Annotated in this window: 21 protein-coding genes and 1 pseudogene; 9 read left to right on the top strand and 13 right to left on the bottom strand. The window is 66.3% G+C overall.

Going from position 1 to position 26,924, the window contains the following annotated elements; translation table 11 throughout:
• Nucleotides 1-279 precede the first annotated feature (279 nt).
• The gene (locus RJ1_RS33890; protein WP_073366831.1) at nt 280-1,284 is read left to right on the top strand and encodes an ROK family glucokinase; all 1,005 of its coding nucleotides are present in this window, start codon (nt 280-282) and stop codon (nt 1,282-1,284) included.
• A complete protein-coding gene (locus RJ1_RS33885; protein WP_073366830.1) occupies nt 1,269-1,604 on the top strand; it encodes a WhiB family transcriptional regulator in 336 nt (111 codons plus the stop codon). Before RJ1_RS33890 ends, RJ1_RS33885 begins: the two co-directional genes overlap by 16 nt.
• A gap of 12 nt (nt 1,605-1,616) precedes the next feature.
• Here RJ1_RS33885 and RJ1_RS33880 read toward each other — a convergent pair whose 3' ends face one another.
• From RJ1_RS33880 to RJ1_RS33860, 5 genes are all read right to left on the bottom strand, one after another.
• Nucleotides 1,617-3,398 (bottom strand): serine/threonine-protein kinase PknD, encoded by a 1,782-nt coding sequence (locus RJ1_RS33880; RefSeq protein ID WP_073366829.1) that lies wholly within the window; start codon nt 3,396-3,398, stop codon nt 1,617-1,619.
• A 100-nt stretch (nt 3,399-3,498) separates the two neighbouring features.
• Entirely contained in the window at nt 3,499-3,726 is a 228-nt protein-coding gene (locus RJ1_RS33875) for a DUF8691 family protein (RefSeq protein ID WP_073366828.1), read from the bottom strand.
• A gap of 110 nt (nt 3,727-3,836) precedes the next feature.
• The gene (locus tag RJ1_RS33870) at nt 3,837-6,503 is read right to left on the bottom strand and encodes a winged helix-turn-helix domain-containing protein (protein WP_255284927.1); all 2,667 of its coding nucleotides are present in this window, start codon (nt 6,501-6,503) and stop codon (nt 3,837-3,839) included.
• A gap of 133 nt (nt 6,504-6,636) precedes the next feature.
• On the bottom strand, nt 6,637-9,000 hold the full coding sequence (locus tag RJ1_RS33865; RefSeq protein ID WP_073366827.1) for an arylsulfatase: 2,364 nt from the start codon (nt 8,998-9,000) through the stop codon (nt 6,637-6,639).
• Between the two features lie 196 nt (nt 9,001-9,196).
• On the bottom strand, nt 9,197-10,354 hold the full coding sequence (locus RJ1_RS33860; protein ID WP_073366826.1) for an acyl-CoA dehydrogenase family protein: 1,158 nt from the start codon (nt 10,352-10,354) through the stop codon (nt 9,197-9,199).
• Nucleotides 10,355-10,545: 191 nt separating this feature from the next.
• Here RJ1_RS33860 and RJ1_RS33855 point away from each other — a divergent pair, with 191 nt between their 5' ends.
• A complete protein-coding gene (locus RJ1_RS33855) occupies nt 10,546-11,694 on the top strand; it encodes a TetR/AcrR family transcriptional regulator (protein ID WP_073366825.1) in 1,149 nt (382 codons plus the stop codon).
• A gap of 30 nt (nt 11,695-11,724) precedes the next feature.
• On the opposite strand, the gene RJ1_RS33850 is transcribed toward RJ1_RS33855, so the two are convergent.
• The 8 genes from RJ1_RS33850 to RJ1_RS33815 form a co-directional block, all read right to left on the bottom strand.
• Complete coding sequence (locus RJ1_RS33850) at nt 11,725-12,891, bottom strand: thiolase family protein (RefSeq protein WP_073366824.1); 1,167 nt, start codon at nt 12,889-12,891, stop codon at nt 11,725-11,727.
• A 46-nt stretch (nt 12,892-12,937) separates the two neighbouring features.
• The gene (locus RJ1_RS33845; protein WP_073366823.1) at nt 12,938-14,095 is read right to left on the bottom strand and encodes an acyl-CoA dehydrogenase family protein; all 1,158 of its coding nucleotides are present in this window, start codon (nt 14,093-14,095) and stop codon (nt 12,938-12,940) included.
• A 13-nt stretch (nt 14,096-14,108) separates the two neighbouring features.
• The gene (locus RJ1_RS33840; protein WP_073366822.1) at nt 14,109-14,489 is read right to left on the bottom strand and encodes a MaoC/PaaZ C-terminal domain-containing protein; all 381 of its coding nucleotides are present in this window, start codon (nt 14,487-14,489) and stop codon (nt 14,109-14,111) included.
• 32 nt (nt 14,490-14,521) lie between these two features.
• Complete coding sequence (locus RJ1_RS33835; RefSeq protein WP_073366821.1) at nt 14,522-15,325, bottom strand: SDR family NAD(P)-dependent oxidoreductase; 804 nt, start codon at nt 15,323-15,325, stop codon at nt 14,522-14,524.
• A gap of 28 nt (nt 15,326-15,353) precedes the next feature.
• Nucleotides 15,354-16,499, bottom strand: coding sequence for a CaiB/BaiF CoA transferase family protein (locus RJ1_RS33830; RefSeq protein ID WP_073366820.1), 1,146 nt, complete (start codon nt 16,497-16,499; stop codon nt 15,354-15,356).
• Nucleotides 16,500-16,533: 34 nt separating this feature from the next.
• The gene (locus RJ1_RS33825; RefSeq protein WP_073366819.1) at nt 16,534-17,337 is read right to left on the bottom strand and encodes an SDR family NAD(P)-dependent oxidoreductase; all 804 of its coding nucleotides are present in this window, start codon (nt 17,335-17,337) and stop codon (nt 16,534-16,536) included.
• 60 nt (nt 17,338-17,397) lie between these two features.
• Nucleotides 17,398-17,856 carry a MaoC family dehydratase N-terminal domain-containing protein gene (locus RJ1_RS33820; RefSeq protein ID WP_073366818.1) on the bottom strand — a complete coding sequence of 153 codons (459 nt, stop codon included), beginning with the start codon at nt 17,854-17,856 and terminating at the stop codon, nt 17,398-17,400.
• A gap of 195 nt (nt 17,857-18,051) precedes the next feature.
• A complete protein-coding gene (locus tag RJ1_RS33815) occupies nt 18,052-19,218 on the bottom strand; it encodes a thiolase family protein (RefSeq protein ID WP_073366817.1) in 1,167 nt (388 codons plus the stop codon).
• A gap of 315 nt (nt 19,219-19,533) precedes the next feature.
• On the opposite strand from RJ1_RS33815, the gene RJ1_RS33810 reads away from it, so the two are divergent.
• From RJ1_RS33810 to RJ1_RS33785, 6 genes and pseudogenes are all read left to right on the top strand, one after another.
• Nucleotides 19,534-20,892, top strand: a complete 1,359-nt coding sequence (locus RJ1_RS33810; protein ID WP_073366816.1) for an MFS transporter — start codon at nt 19,534-19,536, stop codon at nt 20,890-20,892.
• Nucleotides 20,893-21,069: 177 nt separating this feature from the next.
• A complete protein-coding gene (locus tag RJ1_RS33805; RefSeq protein ID WP_073366815.1) occupies nt 21,070-21,882 on the top strand; it encodes a crotonase/enoyl-CoA hydratase family protein in 813 nt (270 codons plus the stop codon).
• A 56-nt stretch (nt 21,883-21,938) separates the two neighbouring features.
• Nucleotides 21,939-23,096 carry an acyl-CoA dehydrogenase family protein gene (locus RJ1_RS33800; RefSeq protein WP_073366814.1) on the top strand — a complete coding sequence of 386 codons (1,158 nt, stop codon included), beginning with the start codon at nt 21,939-21,941 and terminating at the stop codon, nt 23,094-23,096.
• A gap of 22 nt (nt 23,097-23,118) precedes the next feature.
• Nucleotides 23,119-24,639, top strand: a pseudogene (locus RJ1_RS33795) (acyl-CoA synthetase); the annotation flags it as partial.
• Between the two features lie 51 nt (nt 24,640-24,690).
• Nucleotides 24,691-25,839, top strand: a complete 1,149-nt coding sequence (locus RJ1_RS33790) for an acyl-CoA dehydrogenase family protein (protein WP_073366834.1) — start codon at nt 24,691-24,693, stop codon at nt 25,837-25,839.
• On the top strand, nt 25,839-26,873 hold the full coding sequence (locus RJ1_RS33785; protein WP_073366813.1) for an acyl-CoA dehydrogenase family protein: 1,035 nt from the start codon (nt 25,839-25,841) through the stop codon (nt 26,871-26,873). Before RJ1_RS33790 ends, RJ1_RS33785 begins: the two co-directional genes overlap by 1 nt.
• Nucleotides 26,874-26,924 lie beyond the last annotated feature (51 nt).

The following is a 26,924-nucleotide window of genomic DNA, read 5'->3' as shown; positions in this document are numbered from 1 at the left end:
GGCGCCGACCGCCGCGGCTCGCCACTGCCAGTCGAGCCGCCGGGCCGCGGTCTCGCCCGGTTCCGGGTGCTCGGGGGCGTCGCGCACGCTCTCAGAGTCCTCCTACCTGTGCAGTCCCGGATCACTCCTCACGGATGAGATTCGGAAGCGGCTGTTCGGGGGCTGACATACGCACGACTTTGTTCTCAAAAAAACCAAAGTGCGTATTGATAACGAGCCAAAGGTCCTCTAGTGTCAGCGTGACACCGCTCACTCGGAGATTTGAAGAGGACACGAAACATGGCCCTGACGATTGGCATCGATGTGGGTGGCACGAAGATCGCGGCCGGAGTCGTGGACGGCGACGGAGTCATCCACCGGATGGAGCGTCGAGACACCCCGTCCCACGATGCGCGGGAGGTCGAGAACGCCATCGCCGAACTCGTTCGCGAACTGGCGGCCACGCACCCCGTGCAAGCGGTCGGTATCGGCGCGGCCGGGTTCGTGGCCGCCGATCTCAGCACCGTGCTCTTCGCCCCGAACCTGGCCTGGCGAAACGAGCCCCTGGGCGAGGTCGTTCAGGCCTCCTGCGGACTGCCGACAGTCGTCGAGAACGACGCCAACGCCGCAGCCTGGGGCGAGGCGCGATTCGGGGCCGGGCGGACGGGACAGACCGTCGTCGTGCTCACCGTGGGAACCGGGATCGGCGGCGGCATCGTCGTCGACGGCGTCCTCCATCGCGGCAAGTTCGGGGTGGCCGCGGAATTCGGGCATCTCAACGTCGAACCGCACGGTCGTCGATGCGGTTGCGGCAACCACGGCTGCTGGGAGCGATACGCCAGCGGGCGGGCACTCGTCCGTGAAGCGCAGGACCTCGCCAACGTCTCGCCTGGATTTGCCGCCGACCTCCTCGCCCGCGCGGGTGGTCGGGCCGACGCGATCACCGGCCTGCACATCACCGCGGCCGCGCAAGCGGGTGATCCCGCCGCGCTCGAGTGTTTCCAGGTGATCGGCTCCTGGCTGGGACACGGAATGGCGGATATCGCCGCGTTCTTCGACCCCGACCTCTTCATCATCGGCGGAGGGGTGTGCGAGGCGGGCGAACTGCTGCGAGCCCCCGCCGCCGCCGCGTTCGAGAACCGCCTCACCGGACGCGCACACCGCCCGGTCGCCGAAGTGCGACTGGCTGAACTCGGCGCGAACGTCGGCATCGTCGGCGCCGCCGATCTGGCCCGGGAGCACATGCTCGGGCTCGCACATGACGGCTCACGAGTATCTGGAGGAGTGCAATGTCCAATCGGCTGAGTCTTCCCATTCCGGTCGCCGAGGTGTGGGACTGGCAGAGAGACGCCGCGTGCCGCGGCTTCGAGTCGTCCACCTTCTTCCATCCCGACCGTGAACGCGGACGGGCACGCGAGATGCGGGACTTCCGCGCCAAGATGATCTGCCACAGCTGCCCCGTGCTGGTCCAGTGCCGCGAGCACGCGCTCAGCGTCGGCGAACCGTACGGAATCTGGGGTGGGCTCTCCGCCAACGAACGCGAAGAGCTCCTCGCCAACCACGAGGGCAGGGTGGACGACGCCGTCGCAGAATCCTTCGGCTTCGATCTGGCGCGCCACGCCTGACGCCCTTCGGCGTCAGCTGCCCGCGGGCAGCATGAGCACCCGGCCGTTGTCGGTGTCCGCGACATACACGTCGCCGCGGTTCGACACGGCGATGCCCTCGGGCTCGCTGAGCCCGGTGAACGGCAGAACCTCCTGTTCGTCCGAGCCGGCCCGCAGTCGCAGCACGCGATGGTGGTTCTGGTCGATGGCGTACACGGTTCCGTTGTCGTCGACGGCCACCCCACCCACGCTCTGTAGGTCGGTGAGGGGCAGGAAGCTCTGCGCACGGGTAGCCGCGTTCCAGGTGAGAATCTTGTTCGGGGTACCCACATAGAGGTCGCCCTGCTTGTCGACGGCCACCGTGAACGGGCCGATCACCGTCAGCGGTACGTCGACGGGGCTCGCCGTGACGTCGTGCAGAGACACCACCCGGTTGTTCAGCGTGTCGGCGACGTATGCGGTTCCGTCCGGTCCCACCGCGACGCCGAACGGCTGGTCGAGACCGGTGAAAGGCAGCGGCAACGCGGTGTCGTCGTGCAGCAGTGTCACCGTGTTGGTCACCAGATCGGAGACGTACACGTCGCCGGACGCGCTGACGGCGACGCCCTGCGGCACCTCGAGTCCGGTGAAGGGGAGGACGGTCTGCTCACCGGAGCCGGCCCGCACCCGCACGACCTGTTTGGCCGAGCTGTCCGCGATGTACAGGTCGCCGGCGTCGCTGACCGCGAGCCCGGCGGGACTCGCCAGTCCGGTGATCGGAAGGACCACCTGCGGGCTCGTCGACTGATCGTCCGGCCACGCGAAGAAGGCGACACCGGCCAGGATCACGGCGCCGGCCAGGGCCGCGGTCACCGCCGCAGGTGTGCGCCACCACGGCCGTCGCCTCGGTTCCGCGACCGTTTCGGTGAGGGTCCCGCCGCCCACATGGGTGGTTGCCGCGGGATCGACGGGCCGGGACGGACCAGGGGGGACGGCGGGTGCGCTGCGTGACGCGGCGTCGATCGCCTCGCTGAACTCCCGGCAACTCGAATAGCGGTCGTCGCGGTCCTTGGCCATCGCCCGCGCGACGACGTCGTCGAATCCGGCGGGCAGGTCCGGCCGCAGCATGCTCGGCTTCGGAATCGGACCGTTCAGATGCCCGTGCATGACCGCGGAGGCCGTGGTGCCCGGATACGGCGGTTCGTTGGTCAGAAGGTGGAAGAACGTGCACCCCAGCGCGTAGATGTCGACCCGGTGATCGAGTTTCGCACCCTCGATCTGCTCGGGCGCGGCGTAGTGCAACGTCGCGACGAGCATCCCCGTCCGGGTCAGCTGATGTGTTTCGTCCAATGCCTTCGCGGTGCCGAAGTCGGCGAGCAGAACCCGCTCGGGGTCACCCTCGGCGAGCAGGATGTTCGCCGGCTTCACGTCGCGATGCAGAATCCCGGCCCGGTGCGCATGGTCGAGGGCGTTCCCGGTTTCCGACACGATGCGCATCGCCCGCGCGACATCCAGTCCGCCGGACGCGAGCGCTTTCCGCGCATCGACGCCGGGAACGTACTGCATCGCGATCCACAACCGGCCGCGCTCACGGCCGCGGTCGTGGATCGTCACGATGTTGGGGTGTTCGAGCTTCGCGGCGTGGTCGGCCTCCGACTCGAAGCGTGAGCGAACGTACTCGTCGCTCGCCCACGCCGAGTCCAGCAGTTTGAGGGCGACCTTGCGTGGCAGGTTCGGATGCTGAGCGAGGTACACGGTGCCCATGCCGCCTCGTCCCAGAACCCGTTCGATCACGTAGCCGGCAAACACCGTGCCCGGTTCGAACTCGCCACTCACATCGGCTTCACCGCCTCCTGAGGCCTCGCAACTGCTGAGGCCTCGAACTGCTGAGGCCTCGCAACTGCAGGGGCCTCACACTATTGAACTCTCTGCGGTTCTAGTCCGGTAGCCGCCGCATCTCGATGACGGTCAACCCCAGAGCGTCGAAGCGGGCCAGCATCCCCCGCAGATCCGTCGGGCTGTCGACCCGGCCGTACAGTGTGGTGTCACCCGTCGTCACACCCGACACGTCCAACTCGGGGAAAGCCGCGATGACCCGCTCGGACAGGGCGCCGCTGATCAGGAATGCGTACCTGACGTTGTCGGGCCAGGTCGATTGCTCCACGGCGGCTCCTTCATTCGCGGATGGGCAGTCCTTCGACAAGCGGTCAGCCAGTGAATACAGAGTGACTCGAGGGACAACATCGCGCCTCACCCGCAAGTGGTGAATCGTGCTCAGAGCAAGCCGGCTTGTTGCGCCGCGGCGATGGCGTCACGACGGGACGTGACGCCGAGTTTCCGGTAGATCCCGCGCAGGTGCGTCTTCACGGTGTTGACGGACACGCACAGGTCGGCGGCGATCTGCTCCGCCGTGCGCCACGACGGAAGCTCCACGAGCAGTTCCAATTCGCGGGGAGTCAACATGTCGGACGCCGCGCTCTCGGCCCGGGGAAACGACGCGCGCAGCCGGTCCGCGAAGGTTTCGAGCACACCGAACCGCCCGGTGCTCCGGACGAGAAGTTCTCGGATCTGCGGTCCGCAGTCGTGGAACGGACGCAACACCGAATCGGGCTCGGCCAGTCGGAGCGCCTCGGTGAGCGCACCGTGTGCCCGCGAATCATGCTTTCGGGCAAGCGCGATCGCTGTGTCGACCAACCACGCCGCGATGAGATTGGTGCCCGCCGCGCACACGAGGGTGCCGTCCAGCACGGGTTGCAGAGTCTTGCGGGCCTGATCGAGGCGGTGCGAGTGGAGATGGACGATGGCGTCGAGGACGGCGATGTCACCGGTCGGTCCGAGCAGCGTCCGCGCGTCGGCCGCCAGTTCGTGTGCCCATCCGACTTCTCCGGCGGTGAGATACGCGTACTGGATCGCCGGCAGCAACACCGCCCGGATGCCCGGGGGCACGGGCATCGTCGACGAGACCGGGCTGTGCGCATGGAGCGTCGTCACCGCACTGTGCCGGTGGTCCGACCCGTCCAGTCCGAACAACACCGCGGCGCCGTCCGCGAACGTTGCGGTCTCCGCGTTCACACGGTGCAGAACGTCGGCCGACTCGGCCGCAATCGATGCGGCGTCGTCGTCGAGCCGGATGTAGCGGCACCACGAATCGACCAATCGCACCAGGTGGAACGTCGGATCACAAGTCGCGGACTGCTCCGTCCCGATCGTGAGCGACTCGCCCACGAAGGCGGCGGCACGAACCACCTCACCCCGCGACATCGCGAGGGCCGCGAGAGTGCCCAGGCAGTACATGACGGTGAGCGACGCGTCGGCGAGTCGTGCATGAGCCAGCGCCTTCCCGACCACGTGCTCCGACTCCTCGGACCGGCCGAGGAAGAGCAGCGCCCGGCCTTCCTGGAGAAGCACGAACGCGTCCAGTTCGGATTCGCCGGTCGATTCCGACCCCGCCGACCGCAGCCGGGTCAACGCGTCGTCGATGTCGCCGGTCTGGATGGCGGTCTGCACGCGGAGCGACTCACGGAGCAGCAGGTGGTGTCGCGAATCCGTCCCGTCGATCGCGGTTCCCGCCCGGGTGCGGTCGAGGACGTCGAGCGTGGATCGCGCCACGGGAACGTTTCCCGCGGCCAGCGCCGCCGCCGCGCGGACCAACCGCGCCGACGGATGCTCCTGGGTGGTCCGCGGCGCCCGCGTGAGGAGACGATCGACCGCCTCACCGTGACCCCCGACGATCAGCGACAGCGAGCTCCGGGAGAGTAGCGCGGCGATCGCATCGTGGTCGCCCGAGTTGACCGCGTGTTCGAGCGCCACCAGCGAGTCTCCGAACTCCGCATGCCAGTGTGCGGCGGTGAGTTCGAGATGCTCCACCTCGACGTGTCCGATCCGGCTGATCTCCGCCCGCAGATAGCTTCGCAGCAGCGGGTGATACCGGTAGTGGGTGGGGGAGTCGTCGATTCGGTTGATCAGGAAATTGTGGTGTTCCAGCCAATCCACCTTGTCGTGCGCGTCGGTGCAACCCGTGAGAATCTCCGCGAATTCGGTTGTGAACGACGCGGGCACGGATGTCCGGAGGAGGAACTCGCGCATCTCGTCGGTCTGTCCGGCGAGAACTTCCTCGATGAGATAGTCGGCGACCGCCCGGCGGTTACCGGAGAATTCGGCGATCAACCGGCTCGGATCGGAATGCCCTTCCAAAGACATTCCGGCCAAACGAATTCCGGCAGCCCAACCCTCGGTGCGATCCATCAGGGCGTCCAGGTCACCGGGATCCAGCCGCACGTCGTGCTCGGTGAGCATCGCGGCGGCCTCCTCGGCGGTGAAGGCGAGATCGCGTGCCGTGAGGGTGAAGAGCTTGCCGTCCAGCCGAAGTCGCTGCAACGCGAGTGGCGGCTCGAACCGTCCGCAGATGATCGTCCGGAGCATCGGCGGCTGCCAGCGCATGAACGACTCGAGATCGTTCAGGATGTCGGTGTCGCGGAGCAGATGAGCGTCGTCGATCACCAACCAGATGTTGTCCCCGAGTTCATTCAGATCCGCGGACAGTCGAGCGCCGAGGTCGTGGGAATCGGCGTCGAGACGGCTGCACAACTCCTGTAGCCGAGGATTTCCGGCTTCGTTCAGCGCCCGGAGAATGGCCCGGTGGATGACGCCGAGGTCGTTGTGCCGCTCCTCGATCGTGATCCAGGCGATGGTCGGGGCGTCGTCGCCCGCCAGGACTTCGCGTGCCCAGTCGGCGGCCAATTGCGTCTTGCCCGACCCGGCGGGAGCGCACACCAGCGCGACGGGATAGGGATGGTCTTCGCTGGTCAGGGCCTCCGTCAGGGCGGAGTGCAACCTGGTGCGGGTGACCGTTCGGCCCACCGCACCGGGCGGTATTCGGATACTCGAATGAAACTCGCCGAAATGTACTGCCGTCACGCCGACCCCCCATTCTCGCTGCACCGAGAAACGATCTTCGACAAACGCCAATCACCGGCACACCGGCGCGGTGCGTCGATTTTAGCGAGAATGTGTTGATTTGTGTGGGTGAACGTGTGTACCGAAGGGAGTGCCCGCGTGCGTGATCTCGTGCGGACTACTGCTTCGTCATCGCGATCGTCATTCTGTGCTCGGGATCGGCCAGGTGGCTGTGGTCGTCCTGCCCGATATCGATACGCGCCCAGGCAATGTCTCCGTTGAATCCATTTCCGGTCGGCCCGTACTCGCTGGACACCGGGGACGCGACATCGATTCCGACGTCGACCGTTTCGTCCATCGAGAACATGAAGGGCAGGGTTTGTTCCACCTTCCCCGCACCGATGGAGTGTCCGTCCGCGGAGAGGGTGACGGTGCCGCCTTTACCGAGACCGCCGCCCTCGTAGTCGAACTCCATGCGCACTTCGTGAACTCCGGGGGATAACGGCTGGTCAGAGGTGGTGGTGTACTCGTGCAATCCGAGGACGTTGTAGGTGTATTTCAGGTATCCGTCCTTTGTGTACACACTCCAGCCGCCGAACGCCCCGCCCTGGACGAGAATGACCCCGTTCGCTCTGGATTCGGGGACGGTGACCTTCGCGGTGATCGAGTGCGATTTGTTCTTGACGTTGATCACGGAGTTCTCGCTGAGCCGCTTCATCCCTGGATAGAACGTCTGGGAGGTCCCTTGGATCAGCGTCGGTCTGCCGACCAGTTCGTCGTTGAACCGCTCCGCTGACCGCGTATCCATGGGCAGCACCTTGAATCGCGCGGCCTGGATGAGGAACAATCGCTGCAGGTCCGCCAGCTTGTCGGGGAACTCGCCGGCGAGGTCGTGCGACTGCGTCCAGTCCTCTTCGACGTTGTAGAGCTCCCACACGTCGGCGTCGAGTCCGTGCGACGAGGCGAGCCACGGGTCCTTGTGTTTGGCGACCGCGGTCCAGCCCTTGTGGAAGATCGCGCGGTTGCCGAACATCTCGAAGTACTGGGTCTCGTGCTGTTCCGGTGCATCGCCGGCATCGAAGGAGTAGTTCATCGCCGTGCCCTCGAACGGGCGTTGCGTGACGCCGTGCACCGTGCTCGGTTCCGGAATGCCAGCCGCCGCGAGGACGGTCGGCGCGACGTCGATGACGTGGGCGAACTGGTTGCGGATCTCGCCGCGTGCCGCGATGCCGTTCGGCCAGCTCACGATCGTTCCGTTGCGGGTACCGCCCCAATGCGAGGCCACCTGTTTGGTCCACTGGTACGGGGTGTCCATCGCGTGAGCCCAGCCGATGGCGTAGTGGTTGTACGACTCGGGCGTTCCCAGATCCTCGATGTGCTCGATCATGTAGTCCTCGGTTTCGAGGTGATCCATGTGGTTGATGATGAAGCTCTCGTTGGTGGTCCCCTTCATGGTTCCCTCGGCGGAAGCACCGTTGTCGCCGATGATGATGTACACGAGGGTGTCGTCGAGCACTCCGAGTTCTTCCAGCGAGTCCAGGACGCGTCCGACGTGGTGATCGGTGTAGGCGAGGAATCCGGCGTAGACCTCCATCTGTCGGGCGAGCGCCGGCCGGAGTTTCTCGCTCATCTCGTCCCACGCGGGGACGCCCGGACTGCGAGTGGTGAGTCGGGCCTCCTGCGGGACCACCCCGAGTTCCTTCTGCCGCGCGAAGGTCTCTTCGCGGAGCTTGTCCCACCCCTGATCGAACTTGCCCCGATACTTGTCTGCCCATTCCTTCGGCACGTGGTGCGGGGCGTGGGTGGCGCCGGGCGCGAAATAGGTGAAGAACGGCTTGTCGGGTGCCAGAGCCTTCTGCTGTTTGGTCCAGGCGATCGCCTTGTCCGCCATGTCCGCCATGAAGTGGTACCCCTCCTCCGGGGTGCCCCAGGGCTCGAGCGGCGAAGTGTTCTCGTAGATCGCCGGATACCACTGATTGGTTTCGCCGCCGACGAACCCGTAGAAGTACTCGAAGCCCCCACCCGGGTGCGGCCAGTGGTCGAACGGCCCGACCGGTGAGGTCTCCCAGACCGGGACCTCGTGGCACTTCCCGAACTGCGCAGTGTTGTATCCGTTCAGCTTGAGTATCTCCGCGAGCGGGGCGCAGTTGTTGGGCCTCAGGGAGCTGTAACCTGGTGCGCTCGTGGAAATTTCGGTGATACCGCCCATCCCGACCGTATGGTGGTTGCGGCCGGACAGCAGAGCCGCGCGCGTCGGCGAGCACAGCGCCGTCGTATGGAAGCGGGTGTACTTGAGTCCCTGGGCGGCGACGCGTTCGAAGTTCGGTGTCTCCACCGGACCGCCGAACGAGCTGGACGCGCCGAATCCCGTGTCGTCGACGAGAATGACCAGCACGTTCGGGGCGCCGTCGGGTGGGAGCAGCCTGCGAATCGGCGGATAGCTCGTGTCCGGATCCGTCGCGTCGTACGTCACCGTTCCCGTGTACTCGAGGTCGGGAATCGGAAGGGTTCCGCGTTGGATCTCCGTCGAATCGGCTGCCATGGCTACCTCTCTGCGGCTGATGCGGGCGGCGGTCGGGGCCCGCCCGCGAAAACAGGTGTGCGGCGCTTTCGGCGACGCTAACCGCGCTGTGCCGTCACCGGGATCACCCGGGGAGGGTGATCCCGCTGAGCGGCTCCGCCGCCCGTGAGTGGTTGACGAGTGTGGGGACTCCTCAACCGCGCACGGGCGCGAAGCGCTACACGCCGAGGTCCTTCGCGATGATCGTCTTCATGACCTCGCTGGAACCGGCGTAGATCCGGTTGACCCGGGTGTCGGCGTACAGCCGGGCAATCGGGTACTCACGCATGTAGCCGTAACCGCCGTGCAATTGCAGGCACTTGTCGATGACGCGCCCGGCGACCTCGGTGCAGAACAGCTTGATCTTCGCCGCGTCGGCGACCGTCAACTCGCCGATCTCGTCGAGGTCCAGAGCGCGGTCGACCATGCTCTGAGCGGCCTGCACCTCCGTCGCGCACTCGGCGAGCACGAACTTCGTGTTCTGAAATGCCGCCACCGGGGTGCCGAAGACCTGGCGCTCGAGCACGTAGGCTTTCGCGAATTCGATCGCCGCACTCGCGTTCGCGTAGGCGCCCACCGCTGCTCCCAGGCGTTCCCGCACCAGGTTGCGAGTCAGGTAGGAGAATCCTGCGCCCTCTTCGCCGAGGAGATTCTCGACGGGGACCGAGACATCGGTGAACGACAACTCGGCGGTGTCCTGCGCACGCAGGCCGATCTTGTCCAGCTTGCGTCCGACGACGAAGCCTTCCGACGTGGTGTCGACGCACAGGATGGACAGGCCACCCCTGCGGTTGCCGGGATCGAGCGGGGAGGTGCGGCACACCACCAGGATCAGATCTGCCTGTGCGCCACCGGTGATGAAGGTCTTCGCGCCGTTCAGCACGTAATGCGTGCCGTCTTCGGACAACGCGGCGGTGGTCTTGATGCCCGCCAGATCGGAACCCGCGCCGGGCTCGGTCATCGCGATGGCGGTCATCATCTCGCCGGCGACGAACCGCGGCAGCCATCGTTGCTTCTGCTCCTCGGTACCGTATTCCAGTAGATAGGGCTGCACGAGGCACGTGTGCACCACGTCGGCGCCGAAGCTGACGCCGGCGCGGGCCGTTTCCTCGCGGATCACGGCCTGGTACTTGAAGCTGGTCCCCCCGGCCCCGCCGTACTGCTCGGGGATCTCGATGCCGAACACTCCGAGTTCGCCGAGTCGTCGGTAGAGCGTGCGCGGCACCATGCCGTCCCGCTCCCATTCGGCGTACGACGGCGTGACCTCCCTGGTGATGAACTCGCGGATAGTCTTGCGGAAGGTTTCGTGATCTTCGTCGAACACGGTTCGCTTCACGGTCGGTGTCCCTTCGGTCAGTGCTCCGGCGAGACAGGGCCGGGCAGCACGTGAGGTAAGATTCCCTAACCAGATGATTGGGAAGAATTGCGAAAGAGCTTGCTCTTTTCGCGAATAAGTGAATCTTACCTCATGTCGTTGCAAATCGGCATCGGGCGAGGGGATTCCGCAGGGACACGGAGGATGCCAGCATGGTCGTACGCCGACCCCACGACCGCAAGCAGCAGATCATCGTCGCGGCGGGAGACCTGTTCCGCGAACGCGGATACCACAACGTGTCCGTAGCCGACGTCGCCGCCGAAGTCGGGATCACCGCTCCCGCTCTGTACCGCCACTTTCGCAACAAACCCGATCTGCTGCACAACGCAGTCCAGGCAGGCATCGACTCGCTGGTCGCCACGGTCTCGGAATCCGAAGACCTGAAGGCGCTGCTGACCAATCTGTCGTCATCCGTGTCGCGGCGCCGCGGGCTGTCGCTGCTGTGGCAGCGCGAGGCCAGGCACCTTCCGGCGGAACAGCGCGAGCTCATGCGGACGCAGGTCAAAGACGTCGCCGCGCGGGTGGCCTCGCTGATTCGCGCCGAGCGTCCCGAACTGCACGAAGGCGACGAGTACCTCCTGGGGTGGAGCGTGATCGCGGTCTTCGGCAGTGTCTCGGGACACCGCGTGGCGCTCGCGAGGAAGCAGATGGAGGCCCTGCTGTACGACCTCGCCGAGAGGGTGAGTCAGGCGAGTCTGGGCGTCACGGAGTCCCGGGACCAGCCGCAGACCAGTTCTGTCTCCGTGACTCTTCCGCGACGCGAACTGCTCCTGATCGAGGCGATCCGACTCTTCGACGAGCGCGGATACCAGTCCGTGAACACCGAGGAGATCGGTGAGGCCGCCGGAACCACAGGTCCCAACGTCTACAACCACTTCGACGCCAAGGTCGACCTCCTCGTCGCCGCCGTGTCGCGGGGTGGAGAGCGCCGGAGGCTCGGGGCGTCGCAGGCGATGGCGGAGGCCGGTAGCCCGGAAGAGGCCCTGATCGGGCTCCTGAAGGCGCACATCGACTTCGCGATCACCGAACGCCACCTCCTCGGGGTGTTGATCAGCGAACTCGACCAGCTCCCCGACAAGTTCCGCAAGACGTGCGAGCAGAGTCAGCGCGAATATCTCGGTCTGTGGGTGCAGGTGCTGGACGAGGTGAAACCCGGCCTCACGCCGGCCGAGGCGAGGATCACGGTCAGCGCTGCACTGACCGTGGTGGAGAACGCGGTTCGTACCGGCAGGCTTCGGCGTCGCCCGGATCTTGCGGACCGCCTCGCCGAGATCGGTACCGCGGTCCTGCTGGGCAACTGACGGCAGCTCCCGAACGAGGACGCTTCGCCGTCAGAGCAATTCGAGGATCGTCGCATTCGCCATGCCGCCACCCTCGCACATCGACTGTAGCCCGTAGCGGATGCCTTCGTCGCGCATGTGATGCACCAGGGTGGTCATGAGCCGGGCGCCGGATCCGCCGATCGGGTGCCCCAGCGCCATCGCACCGCCGTTGGGGTTCAGCCGCTCGTAGTCCGCGCCCGTCTCGCGCAGCCAGGCCAGGGACACCGAGGCGAACGCCTCGTTGATCTCGAACGCGCCGATGTCGTCGACGGACAGCCGGGACTTCGCCAATGCCTTGGCGGTCGCCGGAATGGGCCCCTTCAGCATCGTCACGGGATCGGTGCCGGTGACCACCGCCGTGTGGATCCGGGCGATCGGGGTCCAGCCCTGCTCCTTCGCGAACTCGCTGGTGGTGATGAGCAGTGCCGCGGACCCGTCGGAGATCTGGGACGAATTCGCCGCGGTAATGGTGCCGTCCTCGTCGAACGCCGGACGCAGGCGTGCCAGTGTCTCGAGTGTGCCGCCGCGCCGCACACCCTCGTCGGTGTCGAAGACGTATGCCCTGCCCTCGGCGTCGGTGACGTCGACCGCGGTGATCTGGTCCTTGAAGCGGCCCTCGTCGATGGCGGCCGCCGCCCGGGCGTGGGAATCGAGAGCATGCTGGTCCAACGCGGTGCGGGTGAGACCGTATTCGTCGGCGATCAGCTGTGCGCCCATGCCCTGGTTGAACCGCACCCCGTTGTAGCGGTCCCAGACGAGAGGTCCGTGGGGTTCACCGAAATCACCTGCGACGCGGGCGGATCCGAGGGGGACGGCGCTCATCATCTCGACGCCTCCCGCGACCGCGACGTCGTACTGTCCGGAGATCACGCCCGCGGCGGCCTGATGCACGGCCTGCTGCGAAGACCCGCACTGGCGGTCGACGGTGACGCCGGGTACGTGCTCGGGCCAGCCGGCGGCGAGCACGGAGGACCGGGCGATGCAGCCCGACTGCATGCCGAGCGTGCCGACACAGCCCCAGACCACGTCGTCGACGAGACCCGGATCGAGCCGGAGCCGGTCGGCGAGCGCTCCGAGCACGTGGGCGGACAACGAGGCCGCGTGCATTCGGGACAGTGCACCGCCCCGTTTGCCGACCGCGGTCCGGACGGCGTCGACAATGACTGCGTCGCGCATGGGAACTCCAGGTGAACTAGGGGATTCGGGTGGCAGACGTGCGGGCCTACAGGCCCATGTCCTTGGCGATGATGGTCTTCATGACCTCGCTGGTGCCGCCGTAGATGCGGCTGACGCGGGTGTCCGCGTAGAGACGAGCGATGGGGTATTCGAGCATGTAGCCGTAGCCGCCGTGCAGCTGCAGGCATTTGTCGATGACGCGCGCCGTAACTTCGGTGCAGAACAGTTTGATCCGTGCGGCGTCGGCTGCGGTGAGCTCGCCGGAATCGTCCAGTTCGAGTCCTCGGTCCACGAGGACCTGCGCTGCTTCGACGTCCGTGGCGCATTCGGCGAGCACGAATTTGGTGTTCTGGAAACTCGACACCGGTTTGCCGAACACCTTGCGCTCGGTCACGTAGTCCTTCGCGAATCGGACTGCGGCGGCAGCGGACGAGACGCCGCCGACTCCGATGGACAGGCGTTCGCGCGGCAGGTTCTGCCCCAGATAGGAGAAACCCCGATCCTGCTCGCCGAGCAGATTCTCCGCCGGAACCACCACGTCGGTGAAGGACAACTCGCTGGTGTCGCTGGCCCGCAGACCCAGTTTCTCCAGCTTGCGGCCGTATTCGAACCCGGGGCTGTCGGTCGGGACGACGAGAAGGCTCAAGCCGTGGCGGCGGTCGTCCGCGGTGGGGGCCGAGGTGCGGGCCACGACCACGCAGAGTTCCGAGTTGACCGCGCCGGTGATGAAGGTCTTGGCGCCGTTGAGGACGTAATGCGTACCGTCCTCGGACAGCTTTGCCGTGGTCTTGATCCCCGCGAGGTCGGAACCCGTGCCTGGTTCCGTCATGGCGATGCACAGCATGGTCTCACCGGACGCCACTCCGGGGAGCCACCGCTTCTTCTGCACGTCGTCGGCCAATCGCAGGAGATACGGCAGCACTATGCCGATACTCACCGAGTAGTGGCCGAATCCGACTGCAGCGCGGGCAGCTTCCTCCTGCATGACCGCCTGGAACTTGAAGCTTGCGTCGCCGGCACCCCCGAACTCCTCCGGAATGCCGAAGCCGGTGGCGCCGAGGTCGCCGAGTTTGGTGAACAGGTCGCGTGGAACGCGGTTCGCCGCCTCCCAGTCCGCGTAGTGGGGAGTGATCTCCTTGGCGATGAACGTCCGGATCGTGTCCCGGAACGCCTCGTGCTCTTCGTTGTAGACCGTGCGTTTCATCTCCGATGTCCTTTCAGTTCGCTGTGACGACGGCCGACCCCTGGAGGGTGACCGTTCCGTCCGGCAGAGTCACGGTGAGGTCGAGGTGGGCGAGACCGTTCTCGACCTTCACCACCGTCCCGGTGCAAGACGGAGTCGAGTTGACCGGTGTGATCGCCGAGAAGCGGACGCTGTACGAGCGGATACGTTCCTGTGCAACGTAGTTCGTCAGCAATCGCGCCAGATAGGCCATCGACAGCATGCCGTGGGCGAACACGTCGGGAATTCCGACGGCGGTGCACGCGTCGATGTCGATGTGCACCGGATTGTGGTCACCCGACGCGCCCGCATACAGGGTGAGCGTGGAGCGAGTGATCTTCGGTAGTTCGAGGGTGAGGGTGTCTCCGGAATTCATCTCAGCCGACTTTCTTGCGTCGTAGTTGTCGCTCAGACCCGACCGGCGTCGACCACCAGACACTGGCTGTTGACGTAATCGGATTCGGGTGTGCAGAGGAGGTACACCGCTCCGGCGGCTTCCTTCGGGGTGCCGCCCCGGCCGAACGGGATCGTCGTTGCCATCGCCGCCATGCGGTCGGGGTTGACGCCGACGCGGATGTCGCGCCCGTCGATGTTCAGCGTCGTGTTCGTCTCGGCCGTGACCTCGGTCATGCGGGTGACGATGAAGCCGTATGCGACGGCGTTGACGTTGACCCCGTAGCGGCCCCACTCCTTGGCGAGGGTCTTGGTCAGGCCGATGAGCCCGGCTTTCGCGGAACCGTAGTTCGCCTGTCCCGCATTGCCGTAGAAGCCGGACGTCGACGAGATGTTGACGACCTTGCGGTGGTAGTCGGTCGGGTTGGCCTTGATGTACGGCTGGGCGGCGCGCAGGATCCGGAACGGGGCCTTGAGGTTGACGTCGAGAATCGTGTCCCACTGTTCGTCGGTCATCTTCTGGATGACGGAGTCCCAGGTGTAGCCGGCGTTGTTGACAATGATGTCGAGGCCGCCGAACGATTCGACGGCGGTGTTCACGAATCGTTCCGCGAATCCGTCCTCGGATACCGATCCGACGCAGGTGACGGCCTGTCCGCCAGTTGCTTTGATGTCCTGCTCGGTCTGGGTGGCGGGTGCGGGGTCGAGGTCGTTGACCACGACGGCGGCGCCCTCGGAGGCGAGCTTGAGTGCGATTTCGCGGCCGATGCCGCGGCCGGAGCCGGAGACGAGGGCGACTTTTCCGTCGAGAGTTCCCATGGTGTCGTACGTCCTGTTCGTGTAGTCGTCAGGCGAGGGCTGCCGCGGCGCCGGCGTCGACGCCGATCTCGGCGAGGACCTCGCGGGTGTGGGCGCCGACGTCCGGCGCGGGTGTGGGCGCCGAAGCGGGCGTTCCCAGGTAGCGGGGTGCGGGGGAGGGTTGCACGAAACCGTCACCGAAGGTGCCGAAGGTTCCGCGGCTCACGTTGTGCGGGTGCGCGGCGGCCTCGGTGAGGGTCAGGACAGGAGAGACACACGCGCCCTGTCCGTCGAAGATCGACTCCCACTCGGTGCGGGTCCGGGTCGAGAAGACCTGGGACAGTCGTTCGGCCATCGTCGGCCAGGCGTCGCGGTCGTGTTGCCTGGCGAAATGCAGGTCGTCGGTCAGGTCCAGCACCCGGAGCATCGCGGCATAGAACCGGGGCTCCACGCAGCCGACGGCCACGAATCGTCCGTCCGCGCAACGGTATGTCCGGTAGAATGGCGCCGCGCCGTCGAACATGTTCGACGCCCGCCGGTCCACCCACCGGTCGCGGGCGAGCAGACCGTGGATCAGGGCCAGCTGCACCGCGGTGCCGTCGGTCATCGCCGCATCGACCACCTGTCCGCGGCCGTCGATACGGGACCGGAGCATCGCCGTCGTCATCCCCAGGGCTAGAAGCATTCCGCCGCCGCCCATGTCGCCGATCAGGTTCAACGGCACCGGGGGAACGTCACCGTCCGAGCCCATTGCGCCGAGGGCGCCCGTCAAGGCGATGTAGTTGATGTCGTGGCCCGGCTCCTGCGCCAGCGGCCCGTCCTGGCCCCAGCCCGTCATGCGGCCGTACACCAGCCCGGGATTCCGGGCCAGGCAGATGTCGGGCCCGAGGCCCAGTCGTTCGGTGACACCGGGCCGGAAGCCCTCGATCACCGCGTCGGCGGTGTCGATGATCTTCAGCACGGTCTCGACGTCACGCGGATTCTTCAGGTCCAGGGCGACGGACCGCCGATTGCGATGCAGCACAGGATGTCCGGATCGGGTCCCGACCTCGGTGTGCCGGTCGATGCGGATCACGTCCGCGCCCTGATCGGCGAGCAACATACCGCAGAACGGGCCCGGCCCGATCCCGCCGAGCTCGACGATCCGCAGTCCGGTGAGGGGGCCGCTCGCGGCGGTGGTGGCGTCAGTGCTCATGAGAAGCGCTCCTTGGCAGGGGAATCGGTCCGGGTCATCGTGAACCGGCGTCGACGTTCAGGCACTGGCCGCTGACGTAGTCGGTCTCCGGTGCGCAGAGCACGTACACCGCTCCGGCGGCTTCGGCGGGCGTGCCCGGGCGGCCGAGTGGGTTGGACGTCTTCACCCGATCCATCACCGCCTGACTGACACCCGCCTTGATCTTGCGGCCGCCGATCTCGACGAACGTGTCTTCGCCCGACACCGCGTCGGTCATACGGGTGAGGATGAAACCGAATGCGACGGCGTTGACGTTGACCTTGTAGCGGCCCCACTCCTTGGCGAGGGTCTTGGTCAGTCCGATGACGCCCGCTTTCGCGGCGGCGTAGTTGGACTGTCCGGGATTGCCGAACACTCCCGCGGCCGACGAAACGTTGACGACCTTGCGGTGGTAGTCGGTCGGGTTGGCCTTGATGTACGGCTGGGCGGCGCGCAGGATCCGGAACGGCGCCTTCAGGTGCACGTCCAGGATCGTGTCCCACTGTTCGTCGGTCATCTTCTGGATGACGGTGTCCCAGGTGTAGCCGGCGTTGTTGACGATGATGTCGAGGCCGCCGAACGATTCCACGGCGGTGTTCACGAATCGTTCCGCGAACCCGTCCTCCGTCACCGATCCGACGCAGGCGACGGCCTGTCCGCCGGCGGCCTTGATGTCCTGCTCGGTCCGGGTGGCGGGTGTGGGGTCGAGATCGTTGACCACGACGGCGGCGCCTTCGGAGGCGAGCTTGAGTGCGATTTCCCGGCCGATGCCGCGGCCGGAGCCGGAGACGAGGGCGACTTTTCCGTCCAGAGTTCCCATGATGTGTTGTTCCTCGCGGTTCGTGATGAATGAAATGTTCTGTGGCGTCGTGCCGTACGGCTACGCGGACGCTCTCGGGTCGCGGATGACGGTGGTCGATCGGAGCTGGGCGATCGGCTCGCCGTGGCGGGTGACCTCGGTGGTGCGGACGAGGAACTGGAGCGCTCCGCCCTTCTTGGCGTAACAGTCGGTGACTTCGGTCGAGAAGTGAAGGGTGTCACCGGCGTACGCGGTGGCATGGTAGGTGAACGACTGCGCGCCGTGCAGGATCGTGCGGATGTCGACGCCGAGGTCCGTGTAGAAGGTCGAGGGGCTCGGCCGCTCCATGTTGAGGCAGAACAGGAAGGTCGGCGGCACCGGCAGGTCGCGGTGGCCGGCCTCCGCCGCGGCGCTCGGATCGGTGTAGATCGGGTCGTCCTGCCCGGTGGCGCGGGCGAAGAAGGACAGTCGCCCGCGCTCGACCTCCACGGTGTGCTCGGGAATCCGGGTGCCGATGATGCCGGGATCGAGACTTGCCACGGCAACTCCTTGAATGAGGGGCGGCGACTGCCGCCAGGATCGGGGTCCTGCGCTGGACCCACTCGGAACAACCTTCGTCGAGTGGTTAGCGCATATTCACTTTGCGTCGCATATAGCGCTATGTCAAGAACGAATGGGGTGAGTTCGAGGTGATCGAGAATTTTCACCACGCCATGTTCCGGCGGGGGTTTCCGGTCAGAGAAGTTCGAGGATCATCGCATTGGCCATGCCGCCCGCCTCGCACATCGACTGCAGGCCGTACCGAATTCCGCTGTCGCGCATGTGGTGTACGAGTGTGGTTGCCAACCGGGCGCCCGAGCCTCCGAGTGGGTGACCGATCGCCATCGCGCCGCCCAGTGGATTGAGCTTCGCGTAGTCGGCGCCGGTCTCCTGTAGCCAGGCCAGAGTGACCGACGAGAACGCCTCGTTGATCTCGAATGCCCCGATGTCACCGAGGGACAGCCCGGCCCGGGCAAGCACCTTGGCGGTGGCCGGGATCGGGCCGGTGGCCATCGTCACCGGATCGACGCCGGCGAGGGCCACCGTGTGGATGCGGGCGAGCGGGTTCCAGCCGTGGCGCGCGGCAACCTCGCTGCTGGTCACGAGCAGTGCTGCGGCGCCGTCCGAGATCTGTGACGAATTGCCGGCGGTGATCCGGCCGTCCTCCTTGAACGGGGTGGGGAGTGCGCTCAGGCGCTCCGGCGTCGACGAGCGCCTCACACCCTCGTCGGTGTCGAACATGAACGACGCCCCGTCCGGACCGGTCACCTCGACCGGGGCAATCTGCCCCTCGAATCGCCCCTCGTCGATGGCTGCGGCGGCACGCGCGTGCGAGTCAAGCCCATGCTGGTCGAGCCGGGACCGGCTCAGGGCGAATTTCTCGGCGATCATCTCGGCGCCGACGCCCTGGTTGAATTCGACGTCGTCGTACCGCTCCCGGACGAGTGGGCCGAACGGTGCGCCGCATCCCGCGGCATTGCGCGCCGATCCCATCGGCACGCGGCTCATGCTCTCGACGCCCCCGGCGATGGCGATGTCGTACTGTCCGCTGATCACGCCCGCCGCGGCGAAGTGGAGGGCTTGTTGCGACGACCCGCAGGCACGTTCGATCGACACGCCGGGTACCGACTCGGGCCAGCCGGCGGCAAGCACCGCGAAGCGGCCGACGCCACCCGCCTGTTCGCCGACCTGGCTCACGCAGCCCCACAGCACGTCGTCTACGGAACTCGGATCCAGATCGTTCCGATCGCTCAGGGCGCGCAGTACGTGCGCGGACAGATCGACGGGATGGATCCCGGCGAGCGCTCCGTTGCGTCGGCCCACCGGTGTGCGGACGGCGTCGACGATCACTGCGTCGTTCATGTGATTACTCCTCGTTTGCAGGTCACGGACGTTTCCGTGCCACTCGTAAGTAAATATGCGATAACAGATGGACAGATTTCCTGACGTCCAGTCTCCGGCCCGGCGGCGGTGCTGCGGACGTGCGAACAGTAGGAGATCGGCGGTGGACATCAGGTTATAGCAAATTCACATGTTTCGGAATAATGGTTGATAGATAGCCACTTCGGTGATTGAATTCTGAACCGGACGCGCCGATGTGACTACTGTCACTTCCGATGCTTACCGCGTCCAGTTCGGCGTCGAACGCGAATCAGCACTCACTCTCTAGGAGTTTTCGTGGTAGCAGATCAGAGAACCACCAGGCGGCTCTCCGCTCTCGGGGACGCCGGCGAATCACGCCGCACTGCCTGGGGGCTGACGGGCGTGCTCGTACTCATGTACATCGTCAATTTCGCCGACAAGGCGGTGCTGGGGATCATCGCCCAACCGCTCGCACACGAACTCGGCCTGTCCTCTTCGGAGATCGGTCTCGCGGGAAGCGTCTTCTTCCTGATGCTGTCGCTCGGCGGGTTGCTCTCGGGCGTCCTGGACCGATGGCTCGGTCTGCGCTGGGCCCTCGCGATTCTCGCGATTCTGTGGTCGGTGGCCATGCTGCCGCTCATCGTGGCGGCCGGTTTCGCCACGCTTCTGGTGAGCCGGATGCTTCTCGGGTTGGCGGAGGGCCCGAACTCGGCGCTGTTGTACACCGCGACGTACTCGTGGCATCCGCCCGCTCGCCGCGGTCTTCCCGGCGCGCTGCTCGCCTGCGCGGCGTCGATCGCCAAGATCGCGATCGCTCCGATGCTGGCGTACGTCGCCGTCGCGTGGGGATGGCGCTCCGCCTTGGTCGCGTTGTCCATCATCGGTCTCGGCTGGTGCGTTCTCTGGCTGCTCGTGTGGTCGGAGGGGCCGTACCGGCGCCGAGACACTTGGCCTGCCGCCGGCGGATGCGACTCCGCCGCGCCCCACGGCGATGTCGAGCCGGCGGTGCCGTGGACGCGGATCTTCCGCTCACCCACCTTTGTCGGCGGAGCCCTGATCGTGATCAGCGTGTATGCGCTGGTGTCCGTCGTGCTCACCTGGTTGCCGTCGTATTTCGAGACCGGCCTGGGCTACAGCCGACTGCAGGCCGGATCCATGTTCTCCATCCCGAGCCTGTTCGGACTCGTCATCATGCTGAGTTCCACGTGGTTCAGTGACCGTCTCGTCGTACGGGGCGCAAGTATGAGAACCGCGCGGGTGATCCTCCCGGTGGTCGGTCTCGTCATCGGCGGCTGCGTCCTCGCGACGTTGCCGTACATCACCACTCCGGTGTTCGCCGTGCTCGTCGTCTCGATCGGGTACGCGGTCGGCTCACCGGTATTCCCGTTGCTCAATGCCGCGGTGGCCGAACTCTGCCCCCCGAGGCAGGTCGCGGGGACACTGGGTGTCTTCCTGTCGCTGATGGCGATCGGCGGGTTCATCGCGCCGTATCTGATGGGACGCATCGTCGATGCGGCCGCGACGTCGGCGGGGGGCTACGCCACGGCGTTCCAGATCCTCGGAGTCGTGGCCGTCGCGGCCGGTCTTCTCGGCGCCCTGATCATCGACCCCGAACGCGACAGGAAACGTCTCCGCGGGTATGTCGTCAACGATGTTCCGCAACAAGGAATCTGAGGTGAGTCCGCGATCGGGGTGCTGGACGCCCGGTGGGGTGAACGCGGCCGTTCCGTCGTCGTGGCCCGGCCGACGAGCGATTCCGCAATCACGGAGCATTCCGAAAGATTCTGTTGACATGCAGGAAGAAGTCCGACAAAGTGAATATGCAATAACCTCTGCTTCGAAGGGTATTTTATGACCGCCACCTCGGCCGACGTCGTACTCTCCAGCCGTCGCGACCATGTCGTCACCTGGACGATCAATCTGCCGGACGCGCGCAACCCCATCTCCGGGAACGACGTCATCGACCGGCTGGTCGAACTCGTCGAGGAAGTGAACGAGGACGTCGACACGCGGGTCGTCATCCTCACCGGCGCAGGCAGCGCGTTCTCCGCCGGAGGAAACGTCAAGAACATGGCGGATCGTGCCGGGATGTTCGGCGGCGCCCCGCACGTGATGCGGGAGGGATACCGCCGCGGCATTCAGCGGCTCCCCAAGGCGATCTACCACTGCGAGGTCCCGATCATCGCGGCTGTCAACGGTCCTGCCGTCGGCGCCGGCTGCGATCTGGCGATGATGTGCGACATGCGTGTCGCCTCGGCCAACGCCTTCTTCGCGGAAAGCTTCGTAAAACTGGGCATAATCCCCGGCGATGGCGGCGCCTGGTTGCTGCCGCGGGCCATCGGTGCCGCACGCGCCGCCGAAATGGCCTTCACCGGCGACCGGGTGGACGCGGCCACCGCGCTCGACTGGGGCATGGTCTCGCGCATCGTCGACCCCGAACAGCTGCTCGATACGGCACGCGAATTGGCCGAGCGGGTGGCGGTCAACCCGCCGCACGCCCTCCGGATGACGAAGAAGCTCCTCCGTGAGGGGCAACGTCAGGACCTCGACAGTCTGCTCGAACTCTCCGCCGCGATGCAGGCGCTGTCGCATCACACCACCGACCACGGCGAGGCCCTGTCGGCCTTCGTCGAGCGACGGGCCGGGCAGTTCACCGGGAGCTGAACGACGCCCGGCGACTTCTGCAACCCTATCGACGTACAGCAACGAAAGGACCCGCAGTGAAGCGGACACTCTTCAACCGGGAACACGACGAGTTCCGAACGATGGTCCGGGAATTCATCGCCCGCGAGGTACTGCCCAATCGGGAGAAGTGGGACGAACTCGGGCGTCCACCGCGTGAATTCTTCGAACGACTCGGCGAACTGGGAATCCTCGGCATCTCGGTGCCCGAGGAGTTCGGCGGCGGGGGCGAGACGAGCTTCAAGTTCGCCACCATCGTCTTCGAGGAGGTCGCCCGGGCGGGAGTGTCGTTCGGCTCGTACACCGTTCACTCGTGCATCATCCTGGGGTATCTCCTCGAATACGGATCCGAGGAGCAGAAGCAGCGGTGGCTCCCGGACTTCGCGTCCGGTCGATTGATGACGGCGATCGCGATGACCGAACCGGGAACGGGCTCGGATCTGGCCAACATCACCACCACCGCCAAGCTCTCCGCGGACGGCACGCACTACGTGCTCAACGGAGCCAAGACCTTCATCACCGGCGGGGTGACGGCAGACCTGGTCCTGACCGTCTGCCGCACAGCTCCTTTCGATCCGGAGAACCGGCGGGCCGGACTGTCCATCATCGCGGTGCCGAAGGAGTGCGAGGGATTCCAGGTGGGGCGCAAGCTCGACAAACTCGGTCTGCATCAACAGGATACGGCAGAGCTGTCCTACCACGACGTACGTGTTCCGGTCGCGAACCTCCTGGGTGAGGAGGGAAAGGCGTTCGGGTACCTCACCCACAACCTTCCGCAGGAGCGGTTGAGCATCGCACTGAACTCGGTGGCGCACGCCGAGGCGGCGATGCTGCACGCCACTCGGTACGTGCAGGACCGCACCGTCTTCGGCAAGACCGTTGCCTCGTTCCAGAACACGAAGTTCGTGCTCGCCGAGTGCTCCGCCGAAGTCCAGGCGGCACGGGTGCTCGCCGACAACGCCCTCGAACTCCTCGACCGAGGTGAGCTCACCGTGGCCGACGCAGCGCGGGCCAAGCTGTTCTGCACCGAGACCGCAGGTCGAGTGATCGACAAGTGCCTGCAGTTGCACGGTGGATACGGCTACATCACCGAGTACCCGATTGCACGGCTTTACGCCGACACTCGCGTGACTCGAATCTACGGCGGAACGAGCGAAGTCATGAAGACCATCATCGCCAAGGACCTGGGGCTGTAGACCGGATCGAAGGAGGAACGACATGTATCCCGGACGCCACGCCGCAACCACTCCCGGCAAGCCGGCCGTCATCGAAGCCGCCACCGGCAAGATCGTGACCTACCGCGACCTCGAGGACAGATCCGTGCAGTTCGCGCACTGGCTGACGGGGCAGGGCCTCGCTCCCGGCGACCACCTCGCGGTGCTGTCGGTCAACGACGCCAGGGTATTCGAGATCTACTGGGGTGCCGTGCGGTCCGGCATGGTCGTGACCTTCGTCAACACCCACCTCACCCCGGCCGAGGTCGCCTACATCGTCGACGACTGCGACGCTCGGGTGCTCGTGGTGTCGGCCCCGCTGGCCGAGCTCGCGACCGCAATCGTCGACTCGACTCCGAAGGTCCACAGCAGGCTGGCCTTCGGCGGGGCGGTGCCCGGTCACGACGACTACGACCGTGCCGTCGCGTCCCTGAGCATCCGACCGCCGCGCGATCAGCCGCGCGGCTCGGACATGCTGTACTCGTCCGGGACGACCGGGCGCCCGAAGGGCATTGCGGTCGCCCAGTCCGACGACCAGGTCGGCGACGAGCCGGGGCCCCAGTTCGTGGGGCTGCTGCGTAACTTCGGCTTCGACGAGAATTCCGTGTATTTCTCTCCCGCGCCGATCTATCACGCCGCGCCGTTGCGTTACGGTGCCGGCGCTCACGCTCTCGGCGGGACCGTGGTGATGGCCGACCGATTCGACGCCGAGTCGAGTCTGCAGTTCCTCGAGCGGTACGGCGTCAGCCACAGCCAATGGGTACCGACACATTTCATCAGGATGTTGAAGCTGCCCGAAGAGGTGCGGAACCGGTACGACCTCTCGTCCATGCGTGTCGCGATCCACGCAGCGGCGCCCTGCCCACCGGAGGTCAAACGGGCGATGATCGACTGGTGGGGCGAAATCCTCTACGAGTACTACTCGTCGACCGAGTCGGTGGGAAGTACGGTGATCACGACGCAGGAGTGGCTGCGCAAACCCGGCAGCGTCGGTCGCGGACAGGGTGCCACCAGCCGGGCATACGTCTGCGCAGAAGACGGGACCGAATTGCCGGCAGGACAGGTCGGGCTCATCTACTTCGCCCGGCCCGGCCATTCGTTCGAGTATCACAACGATCCGGTCAAGACGGCGCAGTCGCGTCACCCCCGCCACCCCGACTGGGTGACGACCGGGGACATCGGCTACCTGGACGAAGACGACTACCTGTTCCTCACCGACCGTGCGAAGTTCGTGATCATCTCCGGTGGAGTCAACATCTACCCGCAGGAAATCGAGAACATCCTCGCGGTCCACCCGAAGGTGGCCGACGTGGCCGTGATCGGTGTGCCGGACGAAGACATGGGGCAATCGGTGCACGCGGTGGTGGAGCCCATTCCCGGTGTCGCGGGCAACGACGCACTCGTCGCGGAACTGCTCGACTACTGCCGGGGGCGTGTCGCCGGGTACAAGTGCCCGCGCAGCGTCGAGTTCGTGACCGAGCTGCCGCGGACGCCCACGGGAAAATTGGCCAAAGCCGCATTGCAGGGGATGAGCCTGCGGAAGCATTCGACCCATACGTCAACGGAAGTAGACAGCATGCGTACACAAGTGGTCCCGGCCGCGGGCCCACCCGATCACGACCTCGACGCGTTGCGGGCCGAGGTGCGAACGTTCCTGCGCGAGCAGATCGACGCAGGCGTGTTCACCCCGGGTGTGGACACGTGGCTCACCCGGTGGAATCCGGACTTCACGAAGTCCCTCGCCGCTCGCGGATGGCTGGGCATGACCATTCCCGTGCAGTACGGCGGGCAGGGCCGCACGTTCATGGAGCGTTTCGTCGTCACCGAAGAGCTTCTGGCCGTCGGCGCTCCCGTCGCCGCACAGTGGGTCGCGGACCGGCAGGCTGCGCCGTCGCTCCTCACCTACGGCACCGAGGAACAGAAGCAGCGGTTCCTCCCCGGCATCGCGCACGGCGAGATCAGCTGGGCGATCGGCATGAGCGAGCCGGAATCGGGCTCCGACCTTGCGAGCGTCCGGACGAAAGCGGTCCGGGTGGAGGGTGGCTGGCGGATCACCGGGACCAAACTGTGGACCTCCGGGGCCCACCGTGCCGACGCCTTCTTCGCCCTCGCGCGTTCCGCCCCGCTGGATCCGGAGCAGCGCCACGCCGGGCTCAGCCAATTCATCGTTCTCCTCGATTCACCAGGGATACAGATCAGACCGATCCTCTCGATGTCGGGAGACCACCACTTCAACGAGGTGATCCTCGACGACGTGTTCGTGCCGGACGAGTTGGTGCTCGGCCGGATAGGCGACGGCTGGAAGCAGGTCACCTCCGAGCTCGGGTTCGAACGCAGTGGTCCGGAACGCTTCATGTCCACGTTTCCGCTTCTCGCGGTGATGGCAGAGGAAACCAGCGAGGGCCGCCAACCCGCGGATGCGCGCATCGGTGCGCTCGCAGCCCGGATCTTCGGTCTCCATCACATGTCCCGCGCGGTGTCGGAGGCATTGGAACGGGGTGACGACGCCGAGCTCGGCGCTTCGGTGGTGAAGGTGCTCGGCACCAAGACCGAAGGCGACATCGCCGACCTCGTCGAGGAATTGGCGGGCGAAGCGGAGGCCGGCAGCGACCACTTCGCCGAGCTGGTGCGGGCCGGCGTGATGCAACGCCCCGGATTCACGCTGCGGGGCGGTACGAGTGAGATTCTGCGCGGAGTCATCGCGCGGGGATTGGGGATGCGCTGATGACCGTGCCGGCAACCGACACCGAGATGCGGGAGTTCGCGCGCATGCTCGACCAGGTCTTCGCCGCGGACCGACGGACCCCGGGCGAGGCCCCGGCGTTCGATCGCGCGTTGTGGTCGACGCTCGCCGATCTCGGGCTCACCAGGCTCACCGGCCCCGAGTCCGAGGGCGGCAGCGACGCCGGATGGACGGAGTCGGCCTACCTGCTCGCCGCCGCGGGCGACACCGACCTCCCGATCGCCGAGAACGATCTGCTCGCGGGATGGCTGCTCGTCAGGTCCGGCTGCCCGACCGCGAACTCCGGCCCCGCCGTGGTCCGCACCGCAGCCGTGCTGGACGCCGACGGCACCGCCCGGCACGTCCCGTGGGCGCGTTCGGTGGATGCGCTGGTTGCGCTGTGGGAGAACGACGGCGCGTGGCAGGTAGCCGAATTTCTCTCCTCGGACTTCGACGTGACGGAGGCGGTCAACCTCGCGTCGATGCCGCGGGATCACGTCCGGGTCGACGTCTCCGCACAGCAGGGCACGCCCGTGCCCGCGAGCGTCGTGACCGAGTTCCTCCGGCGCGGCGCACTGGCTCGGGCACTCGCAATGGCCGGGACCATGGAACACGTCCTGGCCCTCGTCGTCGAGCACACGTCGGCGCGCACGCAGTTCGGTCGCGCGGTGGGCAAGTTTCAGGCGGTGCAGGCCATGGTCGCCGACATCGTTGCGGAGGGCGCCCTGGCACGCGCCGCCGCCAACGCTGCGGTATCGATCGCCGAGGAGCACGGTTTCGGTAGCTCGGAGGCCGGTTTCGCCGTCGCCGCCGCGAAGTCGTGTGCCGGCCACGCCGCGTCGGTGGTGGTGCGCAACGCACATCAGTGTCTCGGCGCGATCGGATTCACGATGGAGCACGAACTGCATCGGCACACGAACTCGTTGCTGGCCTGGCGTTCGGAATACGGTTCGGTCCGGTACTGGGACGAGTTACTCACCGCCGCCGCGACCGCAGCCGGGGAACGTGACCTCTGGCCGCTGATCGCCGACGGTTAGGGCGCTCCGCCGCCCGTGCGTGGTTGACGAGTGCAGAGACTCGTCAACCAC

The sequence above is a fragment of the Rhodococcus jostii NBRC 16295 genome, assembly GCF_001894825.1.
GTDB classification, from domain to species: Bacteria; Actinomycetota; Actinomycetes; order Mycobacteriales; family Mycobacteriaceae; genus Rhodococcus_F; species Rhodococcus_F jostii.
Note: the sequence above shows the minus strand (reverse complement) of the source record. Positions and strands in the feature narration are given on the sequence as shown.

What these genes read in the sequence shown, in the direction of transcription:
- RJ1_RS33890 (WP_073366831.1), top strand. Translation starts at nt 280, where the DNA reads ATGGCCCTGACGATTGGCATCGATGTGGGTGGCACGAAGATCGCGGCC.
- RJ1_RS33885 (WP_073366830.1), top strand. Translation starts at nt 1,269, where the DNA reads ATGTCCAATCGGCTGAGTCTTCCCATTCCGGTCGCCGAGGTGTGGGAC.
- RJ1_RS33865 (WP_073366827.1), bottom strand. Translation starts at nt 9,000, where the DNA reads ATGGCAGCCGATTCGACGGAGATCCAACGCGGAACCCTTCCGATTCCC.
- RJ1_RS33855 (WP_073366825.1), top strand. Translation starts at nt 10,546, where the DNA reads ATGGTCGTACGCCGACCCCACGACCGCAAGCAGCAGATCATCGTCGCG.
- RJ1_RS33850 (WP_073366824.1), bottom strand. Translation starts at nt 12,891, where the DNA reads ATGCGCGACGCAGTCATTGTCGACGCCGTCCGGACCGCGGTCGGCAAA.
- RJ1_RS33845 (WP_073366823.1), bottom strand. Translation starts at nt 14,095, where the DNA reads ATGAAACGCACGGTCTACAACGAAGAGCACGAGGCGTTCCGGGACACG.
- RJ1_RS33840 (WP_073366822.1), bottom strand. Translation starts at nt 14,489, where the DNA reads ATGAATTCCGGAGACACCCTCACCCTCGAACTACCGAAGATCACTCGC.
- RJ1_RS33835 (WP_073366821.1), bottom strand. Translation starts at nt 15,325, where the DNA reads ATGGGAACTCTCGACGGAAAAGTCGCCCTCGTCTCCGGCTCCGGCCGC.
- RJ1_RS33830 (WP_073366820.1), bottom strand. Translation starts at nt 16,499, where the DNA reads ATGAGCACTGACGCCACCACCGCCGCGAGCGGCCCCCTCACCGGACTG.
- RJ1_RS33825 (WP_073366819.1), bottom strand. Translation starts at nt 17,337, where the DNA reads ATGGGAACTCTGGACGGAAAAGTCGCCCTCGTCTCCGGCTCCGGCCGC.
- RJ1_RS33815 (WP_073366817.1), bottom strand. Translation starts at nt 19,218, where the DNA reads ATGAACGACGCAGTGATCGTCGACGCCGTCCGCACACCGGTGGGCCGA.
- RJ1_RS33805 (WP_073366815.1), top strand. Translation starts at nt 21,070, where the DNA reads ATGACCGCCACCTCGGCCGACGTCGTACTCTCCAGCCGTCGCGACCAT.
- RJ1_RS33790 (WP_073366834.1), top strand. Translation starts at nt 24,691, where the DNA reads ATGCGTACACAAGTGGTCCCGGCCGCGGGCCCACCCGATCACGACCTC.
- RJ1_RS33785 (WP_073366813.1), top strand. Translation starts at nt 25,839, where the DNA reads ATGACCGTGCCGGCAACCGACACCGAGATGCGGGAGTTCGCGCGCATG.